Origin of the sequence: Enterobacter sp. CGMCC 5087 (assembly GCF_003144775.1) — a bacterium.
Lineage (GTDB): Bacteria > Pseudomonadota > Gammaproteobacteria > Enterobacterales > Enterobacteriaceae > Enterobacter > Enterobacter cloacae_M.
In genome coordinates, this window is sequence record NZ_QFXN01000029.1 from 36,097 (window position 1) to 48,909 (window position 12,813).

A 12,813-nucleotide genomic window follows, 5' to 3' on the forward strand; every position below is an offset into this window, starting at 1 on the left:
ATGGAGAAAGAAAATGATTTCTGACAATGCTCTGTTAATTATCGACATGCAGCAGGGCCTCTTCCGGGGCCCGGTCTCACCCTGTTCCGCCGATGCCGTTCTGGCAAATATCCGTTTGTTAATAGCCAACGCGCGCCACGCTCGGGTACCCGTCTTTTTTGCCCGCCATGTTGGATCAGACGACTCCCCCTTCTCAGAGAAGGGGCCGTTAACGCAGCTGATACCCGAGCTGGACGTGAAGGAGCAGGATGTTGTTTTCACCAAGCGCCATCCCAGCTGTTTTCGGGATACCGAATTGCTGCGTGAACTTAATCAGAGAGGCATCAAACAGCTGGTCATTGCCGGGATGAAAACAGAATTTTGTGTCGACACCACCTGCCGGGCCGCGCCGGAGGTGGGCTTCAGGACGATATTGATTTCAGATGCGCATACCACAATGGATAACGCACATTTATCCGCCACTGACATCATTGCGCATCACAACAGCACGCTGGCCGGCCCGTTCGTGATGCTGTCGACTGCCAGCGGCTGGCATTTTAATACGGTCAGTTGAGTTAGCGGGATCGTCTCTTTCTATCCCGGCGCGCCTTTCCGCGCGTCGGGAAAAGTAGAGAAAATTACAGGGTAAAACCTCCGTCACCCACCTGCGCCTGAGCGTACCATTTCATCAGCTCCGCACTACCGGGCGCGTTCTCAGCCGGTGACCACGGGGCGGTATCATGCTCCGGAACAGGCTGATAGCCGCCGTGTTTCACCTCAAAAATGACGCCGCCTTTATCCAGCGACAGCACGGCATGCCAGGTACCGGCATCCATCTCCAGCACTTTGCAGTCTTCACCTAACACCACGCGCTGGGTCACGTTACCGCTGTCATCAAAATTCAACACCAGAAAGCGACCGCTCAGAGCCGTCAGCAGTTCAAACGTGTGCGGGTGGCGATGAGGGCGAACATAGGTACCAGGCTCCATCGCGATAGCCAGGCGCTGTACCGGGTCGCTCAGCTCAGGATGTAAATTGCGGTGCGCGCGTAAGCGAGGAGAATTGGCAGCCTGCTCGCTTTGTTGCTGCAGGTCACTGAACGTAATTTGTTTCATATACACCTTAGTGAATGGAGTCAGCGGGCGGCAACCCGATTGCCGCACGACGTTATACCATTCTGGACGGTCGATGAGCGATGGCGTTTGTGAAACAAAACGCTGCAACGTGAGGATGCGCGTGATCGCACTCCAAAGCGCAACGTTGAGTAAAACTCACATTGATTCCCACTATTTATCGTTTTTCAAAAGCGACGGCGCTGAAATACCATCCACTCACCCCTGGGATAGAAAAATAAATAATACTAAGCCTGTATGGAGCACCTATGACACTCGATGTTTTATTCCTTGTAATGAATATCATCTCGCCTCATAAATTTAGCGTCCAGGCAAATGTGCATGAGTTGATAACGTTACTTTCAGCAGAAAAGGAAAGCTCAGAGGCGCTTTCGCCTTTCATCCATCGACTGCATCTTTTGGCTTTCGCCCAAAGCAATCCGGGTAACGCCGAAGAGCTGCTCTCAGCACACTTGCCAAAAGAAGATGGGATCCTTCCGCTGCTAGACTTTGCGGACTGGCCAAAGGTGCGTTACGCCGCGTCAGGCGAAACTCAGACGCGTGAATCTGAGGAGTATTTCCGTGACATGACGTCGGCTGCCAATCTGTTACGCACGGCGCTGATCGCTGCTGAACGCGCAAAGGGGACGCCTGCGCTTTATATTCTGGATAAATTGCTCAACCTGAACAGCGCATTGCCAGAGCGATATAAACAGATGGCGAATATTCCCTACGCATAAATACGCTCAATCTGCGGAATATCCCTCAATAAATATTCCGCCATTTATTAAACCCGCTTTTCGCTATAATCAAGACAGACGATATCCAACGAAGGCAGCACCGGCGCATTAAGGTTAAGCCACGCCAGCAACCTTTCAATACTCTGTCTTCTGAGCGAGTTTTTCGGCCAGACGAGGTAATAGCCATCGCCGGTTGCGATAGCTTCCCTGAAGGGCAGCGCGAGCAGACCGCTTTTCAGGGCGTCGAGCGTGAGGCGGAGATCGGCCATCGCCACGCCGTGACCGTGCATGGCGGCCAGGCTTCCCTGCTCCAGGGTGTCGAATACTATCCCTCGACTTACGTCGAGTCCGGGGAATGACCCCGTTCTTTTCAGCCAGCGCTTCCAGTCCCGTCTGTCCTGGGAGGGATGAATAAGCTCGCACTGCGCAAGCTGATGCCGGGCAGATTCAAGCAACGACGGGGTACAAACCGGAATGAGCCATTCACTGAAGAGCAGCCTGCTTTCCGTTGACTCGCCGAAATAGCCATTACCGAGCAGGATCGCACAATCATAGGGCTCACGGCTGAAGTCAACGGTGTCGAAGTCCATCCAGACGCTGGCAATTTCAATTTTTGGCTTTGCGTGGTTCTCACGAAAGGATTTAAGCACATTCAGAAGCCACCGCATCGTCAGGGTGCTGGGAGCTTTGAGGCGCAGAAGGTGGTTTTCACTTCTGAATGCGCGACATGCCCACTCAATATTGGAGAAACTTTCGCTGAGCTGTCCGGCCAGAATACGTCCGGCATCACTGACCTCCACTCGCGGCCCCTGGCGTTTAAAGAGCTCACAGTCGAACCACTGTTCAAGCGTCCGGACATGCCTGCTGACCGCGCCCGGCGTGATATTCAGTGCTTCAGCCGCTTTGCTGAAGGAGTTCAGCCGCGCGGCAACTTCAAAAGCGCGCAGCGCATACAGTGGCGGTAAAGACATACGTTCCCTTTCTGTGAGGTTTAGCTATGCAGTGTTTGTATTATCGGCACTCGGTGACCTGTCGCTCAGGTCCTCAGACGGAAACTTCATCAGCAGCTCCCTGAGGAGGGACTCAAGCTGCGTGCGCTGCGCGTCAGATAAGTTGCTCAGCAGCGCATTTTGCGTTTGTGTATGGACGATCAGCGCCTGTTCGATGCGCTCCTGCCCGTGCGGCGTCAGCCTTACGAGGGTGCTGCGCTTGTCATCCGGATCGGCAATTCGCCTGATAAGCCCAAGCTGTTCGAGATGGCTGAGCCGGTTCGTCATCGCCCCTGAAGTGATCAGCAGCGATTTATACAGCTGCGTGGGGGAAAGGCAGTACGGCTCACCGGCGCGGCGGAGCGTGGCGAGCACGTCAAACTCGCCCTCGCGAAAACCAAACTGCGCCATGGCCTGCGCCCGTTCTTTTCCCAGATGCTTCATCAGCCGGAGCATTCGGCCAAAAATTTTCATCGACGAGGCGTCCAGCTCCGGCATGGCGCGGCTCCACTGGCCGACAACGAAGTCTACGTGGTCTTGCATTTTCACCCCTGATGGCGTGCGAATTTATCCTGTTGTGCGGTACATCTTACGCAAAAACATATTTTATCTTAACGTTAAGATAAATGCTCGTAGCAATTTGCCCGGGCCATTCACAACCGAAAAGGATTCCACGTTGAAACGCACGTCGCCTTTACTCTTCGCCGTTATCGCTTTTATCGTCGGGCTGAACCTGCGCCCCATTCTGGCTTCTGTCGGACCGTTGTTTTCCGTGCTGCAGCGCGAAGCGGGGCTGACCGCCACGCAATTCAGCCTGCTGACTACCCTACCGGTCGCGATGATGGGGCTGGCCGCCCTGTGTGGGCCCTGGCTTTTAGCCAGAGTCGGCGCCGTACGGGGAATTATGCTCGGGCTCTTTATCCTGCTTGCGGCCTGTTTGCTGCGCGGTTTTAGCGCCTCACCGGAGAGTCTTATGGGCACCGCGTTACTGGGCGGGGCCAGCATAGGCACGATCCAGGCGTTAATGCCTGCCCTGATAAAAAAGGAATATACGCAAACGGCCAGCACGGTAATGTCGCTTTTCAGCACGGGCATTATGGCCGGAGCGGCAGTCTCCGCCGCCAGCGCCGAACCGTTGTTTTCATGGCTCACGCTGAAGCCCGCGCTGGCAATGGCCGGGCTGTTAGCGCTGCTTGCGCTGATACTGTGGTTAACCCTGGTTAAGCATCCTCAAGGGGAAAAAACAGCCCACGAAACCGTCACGCTCTCGTCCTCCCGGACAGTACTACTGGCGATCTTTTTCGGCGTGGGAACGGGAGCCTACACGCTGGTACTGGCCTGGCTGCCCCCGCTTTACATTCAGGCGGGATGGTCCGCACGCAACAGCGGCTACATGCTGGCCTGGCTGACGTTAACCGAGGTTGTCGCCGGGTTTGCCGTCTCCGCGCTGATCGGTAAGTTTCCCGACCGCCGCGTGCCGCTGATCGCCGTATTGCTTTTGCTGCTGGCAGGATTACTGTGTCTGGTCTTTGCGCCGGGTACGACGCCGGTGTTATCCACGCTGCTGCTTGGCACCGGGATCGGCGCCCTCTTCCCGCTGTCGCTCATCGTTACGTTCGATCATGCGCGAACGCCCGCGCAGGCCGGGAAGTTACTGTCTAAAGTTCAGGGCGGCGGATACATGATTGCCGCGCTTATGCCGTTAATTGCAGGGATCGTTCGCGACAGTTCGGTCTCGCTGACCAGCGCATGGCTGATCATGAGTGCGGGAGTCGTGCTGCTGCTCGTCATCGCGCTGAATTTTAAACCCGTTGCGGACGCGCAGGCACGGTGAATGCGATACCAGATTTGAGAGTCGTATTTCCGCCGATCGTAAGATAAATTCAGGGTGAATTTCACCTCATTCAGGAGTGGATATGCCGCAGACGTTACCGGGAATTGATGTCTTGTTCGTCGCCGGGTTCGGGCCCATTTCGCGGGATACGGAGTCCAGCACCGCGTTTTATGTCCAGACACTCGGCCTTCCGCTGAAGCCGATGGAGGGAAATACCGATTATCTGCTCACTGAAGAGGGCCAGCTGGAAGGCGTGAAGCATTTCGCCGTCTGGCCGCTCGCACAGGCGGCTGCGTCCTGTTTTGGAGAAGAACAGTGGCCAGTTGAGCACCCGATACCGCAGGGATGGGTCGAGTACGAGGTTCAGGATCTGGACTGGGCTACCCGCGTTCTGAGTGAAAAAGGCTATCGGCTGCTGGTGGCTAACCGCACGGAACCGTGGGGGCAAACCGTCACTCGCCTGCTCAGCCCGGAAGGCTTGCTTACCGGGCTGACGATTACGCCGTGGCTGCGGGGGTAAATGGGTTTTACTTTTGGCGGGAAGTGGACTTGTGTAGGCGCGCGCCGAAAGCGGGAGGGCCACTAAATAAATAATCCCAACCACATCGCCAGCAAAATGGGCTTGGCTAACCATTTTCTGTTATCAACAACATAAGTAACAAAGAGCCAAATACAAATAGTAAGACGAAATCATGAAAAAAGCGTCACTTGATACTTGACAAATATTTTATTCATTATCCATGTAAAATATCATTTTTTTATGAAAATATTCAACGCCATAAAAGGACATTTATGGCGTCAAAATTTCGTCACCAAAAAATTAAAAAATGCTAAATGCTGTGACTTGTCGCGACAACAGCCAAACGATCAAAGATTATTTTCTGATATAAGCCTTCTGAAAACGCAATTGAATTTGAACCAGAAGGTTCGCCATGAACATCTTCTACGAAAAGTTTGCACTGAACGCTCTGCCCCCAATATGTATTGATAAGCTTCCTGTCTTCTTCTGGTAATTGTGATATATCAGTTGAGGAAAAAGTGCTAACAACCGTTGAGTTAGGAGATATCTCCGACTTAACTTCAAAATCATTAAGCGTTAATTTTAGATCAATGTAATTTTCTTTCCCGATATAAACTCGAAATAAAGCCGGTCGTTTAATGGATGTGTTAAGTCTACCTGAGTTAATTAATGTCGCAGATATTTCAAAAAATGATCTATTCTCAATAAGCTCCGTTTTAATTTGATGAACTTTCCTTTCAATTGCAGGGATAGATGATTGCAATTCCTCATGTTTTTCTTTTAATTCACTGAGACTTTCTTCGAAATGTTTTTTAAATTCTTCTAGAGTGGATTCAACATTTTCAGGATTGTACTCTATTTCAGGATGAAGCGGGCGATTGAGTTTGCCACATTCATATTTTGTAAAATTATCTTTTGTGAAAGAGTTTATTTTTTCCAAATTAGCTTTGCGCTCAGCGATTTTTTCAGGCGCATCTTTCAACTCTTGTTTCGCTTTGTTTAATAGATCTTCCAATTCATCTAAAGAAATAGCTCTATCTGGAGGAGTTCTTTTTGGAAGGCCATCAACTATGAAAAAAGGTGTGCGTGCTTCTCGTCCTTTTATTTTTCTAAGAAAGACTAATTCAGAATGTTCATCAAGTGATATTTTTGCCTTCTCAGAAACTTTTCGACTAATACCATTCACTTCTAATGATAATCGGGATTTTTGGATAACATAAGTTTGCCATAACGGTATAAATATTGCTACCAAAGCACCAGCGAAAGCAGAAATAACATTTGAATAGTCGCCAATTTTTGTTAAAGCCATGTACAAAACCATGCCAATAACCAACCCTAAAATTAAAGCAACAGCCAAAATCAAACTACTCTTTTTTTCTGAACTTACTTTATTCATCAACTTAATTTCCTTTAAAGTTTTTTCATGAATTAAAATGTGCAGATACAAAACATCGGTTTAAATAATTTTTTAAGCATACTACTTTATACTCTTTGCGCGTATCCTAAAAGGAATTAATCACAAACCCGTTACTGACGTTCTTCTTATGTCCCAGCAGTGATGTCTGAGAACAGACATACGCTGCGTATCAGCTTGTTCAAAATGGGTAACTCCTTCAATTGCAAGAAGCCAAGATTCGCTTTGGTTGATCCAACAGCATGAACAAGCACCGTCTGAATCACGAAATACTAGTTAGGTTATATCCGGTTATTCGGAATGGCCACTAAGGTGACACAAAGACCAGACAAGTGCGGAAATCTGGCCCTATCATTCTTTGGATAGTAAATATACCAAAAGTTATCTTTTAGTAAATGGTTCCAATCACCGCAACACCTACCTCCCCAAAGCTTCGACAATCGCCCTCTGCATTTTCTCTGGCGTTGTCATCGGAGCAAAACGCTTGAGTGGTTTACCGTCGCGGCCGATCAGAAACTTAGTAAAGTTCCACTTGATCCGCTCACCCAGCACGCCGGGCAATTCGTTTTTCAGATAACGATACAGCGGGTGCGCTGCGCTGCCGTTAACCTCAACCTTCTCAAACATCGGGAAGCTCACGCCGTAGTTGATGTAACAGGTTTTCGAGATTTCGTCGGCGCCGCCGGGTTCCTGTTTGCCGAACTGGTTGCAGGGGAAGCCCAGCACCACTAATCCTCGATCGGCGTATTGCTTGTATAGCGCTTCAAGACCCGCATATTGCGGCGTGAAGCCACACTGGCTGGCAGTATTGACGACCAAAACCACCTTTCCCGTATAGTCGGCCATTGAGATAAGGCGGCCATCCAGGCTGGTGGCGGTAAGTTGATAAAAGCGAGTCATACTGAAATCCTCAAAGCAGGCCGAAAGTCGCGGTGACCATCAACAGGGCCGCCGCCGTTTAGAAAGTTTACATTCAGGCAGGCTAAGTGTGATACATTCCTGGCGCGCTAATGACCACCACACTCGCTATCAGGTATGCAGAACATAACAAAAAAAATTCGCTGGCTTCTGCTTACTCTCCCACTCCTCAGCGGTTGTGGCACGCTCTCACAGATGTCCTCCCCGGAAGGTACTCAGGAACTTCTCACCCATGATTCACTGGATGGCGACGTTGACAGCGTGGTGCGTCACTATATGGCGCAAAAATCCGTTCCCGGGATGACGGTCGCGGTGATCCATAATCACGGATCGCCGCAGTTTTACACCTGGGGCGTAACCGATGCGGTCAATCGTTATCCGGTCAGGCCCGACACCCTGTTTGCGCTCGGCTCGCTCAGCAAAGGGATCACGGCGGAAGTGGTGGCTTGTCTGGTGAATGAAGGGCAACTGAACTGGAACGATAACCTGGCGACATTGCTTCCGCCGGGGACGCCGCTTAGCGCGGATGCACAAAAAATTACCCTGCTTGAACTGGTTACCCACACTTCCGGCCTGCCGCGTCAGAATATGGATGTTCCGATGCTTGGGAAATTCATCGGCTATTTAAGCACGGGCGAAAATTTCTATAGCGAGCTGGACAGCGATAACGTGCTGCGCTACCTCGCCGACTGGCGGGCGCCAAAGGATAAAGTGCCGCAATATTCCAATACCGGCTACGCGCTGATCGGCTATATCCTGAAGCACAAAACCGGCGAAGATATCCAGAGTTTAGCCTCGCGCTATATTTTCCGTCCGCTGCAAATGGCTAACAGCAGCTTTATTCCCCAGCAGCTAAAAGGATACCCGGAGCGTGCGCTCGGCCACGCGGGCGATCAGCCGAAATTTATCCCGCGCGGGCAGCTCACCCCGGACTGGCATTTTTCCAACAACATGGTGGCGGCAGCGAGCTTGTACAGCAACGCCGAAGATCTGGCGACCTATGCCCGCTATCACGTATCGACGACCCACAGTCCCCTGCTGGACAGAGTCTTTGCCGAAGTGAGAAATACCGATATTCAACGTCCCGATGGGGTACAGGGTATTGCCTGGACCACCGACTTTATCGGTCTGGAAAAAATCACCTATCAGGTCGGCTATATCGGCGGTTACTCCAGCTTTATCGGCTATGACAAAGAAAAAGGCAATGCGGTGGTGGTGCTGCAAAATACCTTTAACTGGAGTAATTACATTGGCATCGCGCTATTAATGGATATGGCTAAAAAAGACAGCCAGAGCCCTGGCAGCCGCTTTGCGATTAATGGGATTCCAAAACGCGTTTATCAGCAATAGTAGTGAACGCCCGCCGTCAGATTTAGGTCTGATGCGCAAGATCTTCGCGAGTCGGCCCCTGAAAGTAGATAGTACTAATATGGCAACTTCGAGGCTGAGACAGTACAAAGCGAATCGTTTCCCAGATTGACCATCCATTCACCAGACGCTCCCCCATCCTTGATTGATTATCGATATGCGCATTTAAACCGGTCAGTTCAAAATCAGGCGGATATAATCCGGTTACCCGAATGTTTTCTTTAGATAAGTGTTCTGACAGTTTCGTTGTAAAGCCGCTGAGCCCGTGTTTGCTGACAAAAAAAGCGGGATGGGCAATCGAATCTGTAAAGTTCGGAATAGCGCACGCAGAGATAACTGCAATGATGTCTGCACTGTCTGAGCGTCTTAAACCCGGAAGCATTGCCTGGGTTAGCAGGATTGAACCTGTCAGGCCTGAACTGACGGTACTGACGATTTCTGTGCTCGAATGTTCGTCTATTGTCCCTGACAACCACTGAGCAGCATTCAGAATTAAAATATCGATTGGCCTGTCTGAACGTAAGACCTGTGAAGAGAACTGAGAAACGGATTCCGGCAGGGCTAAATCACAGAGATACCCTTTCGCCTCACCACCTTCAGCCGCGATGAGGCTGCAGGTTTTTTGAATATCCACCGCCCGACGGGCGCTAAAATCCACTTCAACGCCCTCTCGGGCAAGCCAGACGCACAGCGCCTGACCAAATCCCCCGCCGCCACCCGTGATAACAGCTCTTTTACCCCTCAGCATAACTCTGCGTCCTCTGTCGTGATGAGTCTGTATCGAGGATTAATAGCATGATGAGGCGGGTAACATCTTCCCGTTAGTGCCGTGGCGCGAACTTCCCGTCCTACACCGCCGGCTTCGGCCTTAAATTCTCATCAAACGTCAGCCGTTTTCGGTCAGGCTCAGCCTCGCGCAGCGGCTCCACCTGGTGCATAGTGAGCTTGCAGCGCTCCACCAGCACCTGATACTCCCGCGTGCCCTGCAGCTTCCACGCCAGCTCCTGCTCGCTGAGTTCGCGAATCGCTTTGGCCGGGCTGCCGATAATCAAATAGTTGGCGGGCATCTCCGCTTTCGCCTTAACGAACGCCGCCGCGCCGACGATGCTGTTTTCACCGATGACCGCGCCGTCCATCACCACCGCGTTCATGCCCACCAGCGCATTGCGGCGGATCACGCAGCCGTGGAGAATGGCGCTGTGGCCGATATGCCCGTCCTCTTCCACCACCGTGTCCTGCTCCGGGAAGCCGTGCATCACGCAGTTATCCTGAATGTTGGCGCCGTCTTTCACCACGATACGGCCAAAATCACCGCGCAGGCTGGCGTTGGGACCGACGTAAACGCCTTTACCCAGAATCACGTCCCCGATCAGCACCGCCGTCGGGTGAACATAGCTCTCGTCCGGCACGACCGGCGTCAGACCGTCAATTTGATAAACTGGCATCTTCGCTCCTTATGCGCTTGTAAGACCACCAAAGCGTTGATAGTAAAGCGTGCCGGGCACGGGCAGTTCGCCCACGGAGGTTTCGCCCTTCTCGCTGACAAACGCCAGCGCCCCCGGCGCGACACGCTGATAGATATTAATGCAGAGCTGTCGGGCGCTTTGTCCCGCCCAGTGCGCGGGCAGCAACTCTTCCGGCAGCAGCGGGTCTTTCAGCACCACGCGACGATAAAAGTGAATCAGCAGCAGCTGGATCTGGAAACAGCGTTCCGGCGTCAGCTCCTCGGGCGCGGCCTCTTTCAGCAGCGGCAGCAGCGGCCGGAACGAGTTGATAAACGACTCGTACATCGCGTTTTGCTCGGTTAACTGCCAGCACTCTTCTACCCGCGAACGCAGCGCGGCGCGGGAGAGCGCCAGCGGCGAGTGGGCTTCAAAGAAGATCACGTTTTCCGCCACGCCGGCATCGTGAAGCAGGGACTGCACGTCCGCCAGATGCTGCGACGGCGAGGCCATCAGGCTCGGCGCCAGCGTGCCAAACCCCTGCCAGATCAGCTGTTTTTTGACGTCGGCAAGGGTGGTTTTATCGAGACCTTCGGAGAGCAGCAGCAGCCATTTGCCGTCCCAGGCGGGCAGTTCCGCGCGGTAAATCTTATTCTCCGCGCGACGCGTCAGGCGAAGCCCTTTATCGCTCAGGCGGTAAAAGCTGCGACGCCCGATGCGGGAAACGTCCAGCCAGCCCTCTTTGTTGAGGCGAAACAGCGCGGTGCGCACGAAGCGCTCGCCAAACCCCATGCCTTCCAGCAGGGCGGCCAGGCTACCGAGCCAAATCTCACCGCCGCGATGGGAAAGCGCGTCACCGTATAACGAGGAGATGAGAGAGGTCCCGCTGACGGGTACGGAGCTGACCGCGTGCTGGATAAAGGCGTCGAGTTTATTCATGTGATTCATTCTGTTGTTATTTTTATCCTGGATGAATCATAGCACAGGATTCTGGGATAGCCCCTCACCCTAACCCTCTCCCAAAGGGAGAGGGAATTTTTTACACCCTCTCCCTTTGGGAGAGGGCTGGGGTGAGGGAAACTCAACCGTTAGCTGCGACTTTACGCAAATCAAACACCCGGCAGGCTTTGCCCTCCGAGCGCGGGATGCTGCCGCAGTTAACAATCATTACGTCGGTGGAAATTCCCACCATTGACTTAATGCGGTGGCGCAGCTGGTGGCACACCTGACAACGCTGCTCGTGCGTCAGCGTCAGACTGCTCTCTTTTAGCTCCACCTTCACTGAAAGTGAATCAAGATGCCCGCGACGGTTCACCTCCAGCTGGTAGTGCGGCGAAAGATGTTCGAACTTCACGATCTCCTCTTCCAGCTGCGACGGGAAGACGTTGACGCCGCGGATGATCAGCATATCGTCGCTGCGGCCGCTGATCCGGTCCATACGGCGCATGCTGCGCGCGGTGGCCGGGAGCAGACGCGTCAGGTCGCGGGTGCGGTAGCGGATCACCGGCAGCGCCTCTTTGGTCAGCGTGGTGAACAGCAGCTCGCCCTGCTGGCCGTCATCCAGCGGCGTGCCGTCGTTCGGGTTGACGATCTCAGGGTAGAAATGATCTTCCCAGATGGTCGGGCCGTCGACGGTTTCGATACACTCCATCGCCACGCCCGGCCCCATCACTTCGGAGAGGCCATAGATGTCCAGCGCCGTAATGCCTAAGCGTTTTTCAATTTCCCGGCGCATGGCCTGCGTCCACGGCTCGGCGCCGAAGACGCCCACGCGCAGGGAACATCCGCTGGCATCGCCGCCCATCTGGCGCTCCAGCTCTTCAATCAGGTTGAGGCAGTAGGATGGCGTCACCATGATCATGTCCGGCTGGAAATCGCGGATCAGCTGCGCCTGTTTCTCCGTCTGGCCGCCGGACATCGGGATCACCGTCGCGCCTAAACGCTCGGCCCCGTAGTGCGCCCCCAGCCCGCCGGTAAACAGGCCGTAGCCATACGCCACGTGAATTTTGTCCTTCGCACTGCCGCCCGCGGCGCGCAGGGAGCGGGCCACCAGATTGGCCCAGTTGTCGATGTCGCCCTGCGTATAGCCGACAACGGTCGGTTTGCCGGTGGTGCCGGATGACGCGTGAATGCGCACCACCTGCTCCATCGGCACGGCAAAGGTATCGAACGGATAGTTATCCCGCAGGTCCTGCTTGGTGGTGCACGGGAATTTGCGGATATCCGCCAGCTCTTTGAAATCGTCAGGGTGAACGCCTGCGGCGTCAAACTTGCGTTTGTACATCGGCACGTTGTTATAGGCATGATGCAGCGTCCATTTCAGACGCTCGGTCTGCAGCGCCTGTAACTCGTCAAGGGAGGCCGTTTCAATCGGATCAAGCTTTGTTGTATTTGTCATTGTAGGGTACTCACATTGTTTTTATGCTCAAACACGCTCAAGGATCATGGCAATGCCCTGACCCACACCGATGCACATCGTACACAGCGCGTAGCGCCC

At 53.2% G+C, this 12,813-nt stretch carries 15 protein-coding genes; 5 read left to right on the forward strand and 10 right to left on the reverse strand.

Features of this window, described 5'->3' with window-relative positions; all coding sequences use genetic code 11:
- The first annotated feature begins 13 nt into the window (after window positions 1-13).
- A complete protein-coding gene (locus DEO48_RS02415; protein ID WP_109844257.1) occupies window positions 14-553 on the forward strand; it encodes a cysteine hydrolase family protein in 540 nt (179 codons plus the stop codon).
- A 64-nt stretch (window positions 554-617) separates the two neighbouring features.
- Here the strand turns inward: DEO48_RS02415 and DEO48_RS02420 are convergent, their stop codons facing one another.
- Window positions 618-1,094 (reverse strand): WbuC family cupin fold metalloprotein, encoded by a 477-nt coding sequence (locus tag DEO48_RS02420; protein ID WP_014883727.1) that lies wholly within the window; start codon window positions 1,092-1,094, stop codon window positions 618-620.
- 266 nt (window positions 1,095-1,360) lie between these two features.
- Here DEO48_RS02420 and DEO48_RS02425 point away from each other — a divergent pair, with 266 nt between their 5' ends.
- Entirely contained in the window at window positions 1,361-1,831 is a 471-nt protein-coding gene (locus DEO48_RS02425) for a hypothetical protein (protein ID WP_109844258.1), read from the forward strand.
- 47 nt (window positions 1,832-1,878) lie between these two features.
- On the opposite strand, the gene DEO48_RS02430 is transcribed toward DEO48_RS02425, so the two are convergent.
- Together DEO48_RS02430 and DEO48_RS02435 are read right to left on the reverse strand one after the other, a co-directional pair.
- Window positions 1,879-2,802, reverse strand: a complete 924-nt coding sequence (locus tag DEO48_RS02430) for a LysR substrate-binding domain-containing protein (protein WP_109844259.1) — start codon at window positions 2,800-2,802, stop codon at window positions 1,879-1,881.
- Window positions 2,803-2,826: 24 nt separating this feature from the next.
- Window positions 2,827-3,363 carry a MarR family winged helix-turn-helix transcriptional regulator gene (locus DEO48_RS02435; RefSeq protein ID WP_109844260.1) on the reverse strand — a complete coding sequence of 179 codons (537 nt, stop codon included), beginning with the start codon at window positions 3,361-3,363 and terminating at the stop codon, window positions 2,827-2,829.
- Window positions 3,364-3,496: 133 nt separating this feature from the next.
- Here DEO48_RS02435 and DEO48_RS02440 point away from each other — a divergent pair, with 133 nt between their 5' ends.
- A complete protein-coding gene (locus tag DEO48_RS02440; RefSeq protein ID WP_109844261.1) occupies window positions 3,497-4,654 on the forward strand; it encodes an MFS transporter in 1,158 nt (385 codons plus the stop codon).
- Between the two features lie 82 nt (window positions 4,655-4,736).
- Window positions 4,737-5,174 (forward strand): VOC family protein, encoded by a 438-nt coding sequence (locus DEO48_RS02445; protein WP_109844262.1) that lies wholly within the window; start codon window positions 4,737-4,739, stop codon window positions 5,172-5,174.
- Between the two features lie 310 nt (window positions 5,175-5,484).
- Here the strand turns inward: DEO48_RS02445 and DEO48_RS02450 are convergent, their stop codons facing one another.
- Together DEO48_RS02450 and DEO48_RS02455 are read right to left on the reverse strand one after the other, a co-directional pair.
- Window positions 5,485-6,570, reverse strand: coding sequence for a hypothetical protein (locus tag DEO48_RS02450; protein WP_109844263.1), 1,086 nt, complete (start codon window positions 6,568-6,570; stop codon window positions 5,485-5,487).
- Window positions 6,571-7,005: 435 nt separating this feature from the next.
- Window positions 7,006-7,488, reverse strand: a complete 483-nt coding sequence (locus DEO48_RS02455; protein WP_109844264.1) for a glutathione peroxidase — start codon at window positions 7,486-7,488, stop codon at window positions 7,006-7,008.
- A gap of 135 nt (window positions 7,489-7,623) precedes the next feature.
- Between DEO48_RS02455 and DEO48_RS02460 the strand changes: the two genes are divergently transcribed.
- On the forward strand, window positions 7,624-8,856 hold the full coding sequence (locus DEO48_RS02460) for a serine hydrolase (RefSeq protein ID WP_109844265.1): 1,233 nt from the start codon (window positions 7,624-7,626) through the stop codon (window positions 8,854-8,856).
- Window positions 8,857-8,878: 22 nt separating this feature from the next.
- Here DEO48_RS02460 and DEO48_RS02465 read toward each other — a convergent pair whose 3' ends face one another.
- From DEO48_RS02465 to DEO48_RS02485, 5 genes are all read right to left on the reverse strand, one after another.
- Window positions 8,879-9,622 carry an SDR family oxidoreductase gene (locus DEO48_RS02465; RefSeq protein ID WP_109844266.1) on the reverse strand — a complete coding sequence of 248 codons (744 nt, stop codon included), beginning with the start codon at window positions 9,620-9,622 and terminating at the stop codon, window positions 8,879-8,881.
- A gap of 100 nt (window positions 9,623-9,722) precedes the next feature.
- Complete coding sequence (gene paaY, locus DEO48_RS02470; protein WP_109844267.1) at window positions 9,723-10,319, reverse strand: phenylacetic acid degradation protein PaaY; 597 nt, start codon at window positions 10,317-10,319, stop codon at window positions 9,723-9,725.
- Between the two features lie 9 nt (window positions 10,320-10,328).
- Complete coding sequence (gene paaX, locus DEO48_RS02475) at window positions 10,329-11,264, reverse strand: phenylacetic acid degradation operon negative regulatory protein PaaX (RefSeq protein ID WP_021241337.1); 936 nt, start codon at window positions 11,262-11,264, stop codon at window positions 10,329-10,331.
- Window positions 11,265-11,397: 133 nt separating this feature from the next.
- Window positions 11,398-12,714: a phenylacetate--CoA ligase PaaK gene (gene paaK / locus DEO48_RS02480; RefSeq protein WP_109844268.1), complete on the reverse strand. Its 1,317-nt coding sequence runs from the start codon at window positions 12,712-12,714 to the stop codon at window positions 11,398-11,400.
- Window positions 12,715-12,741: 27 nt separating this feature from the next.
- Window positions 12,742-12,813 (reverse strand): hypothetical protein (locus DEO48_RS02485; RefSeq protein ID WP_181366953.1); only part of this gene is annotated, 72 nt, incomplete at its 5' end.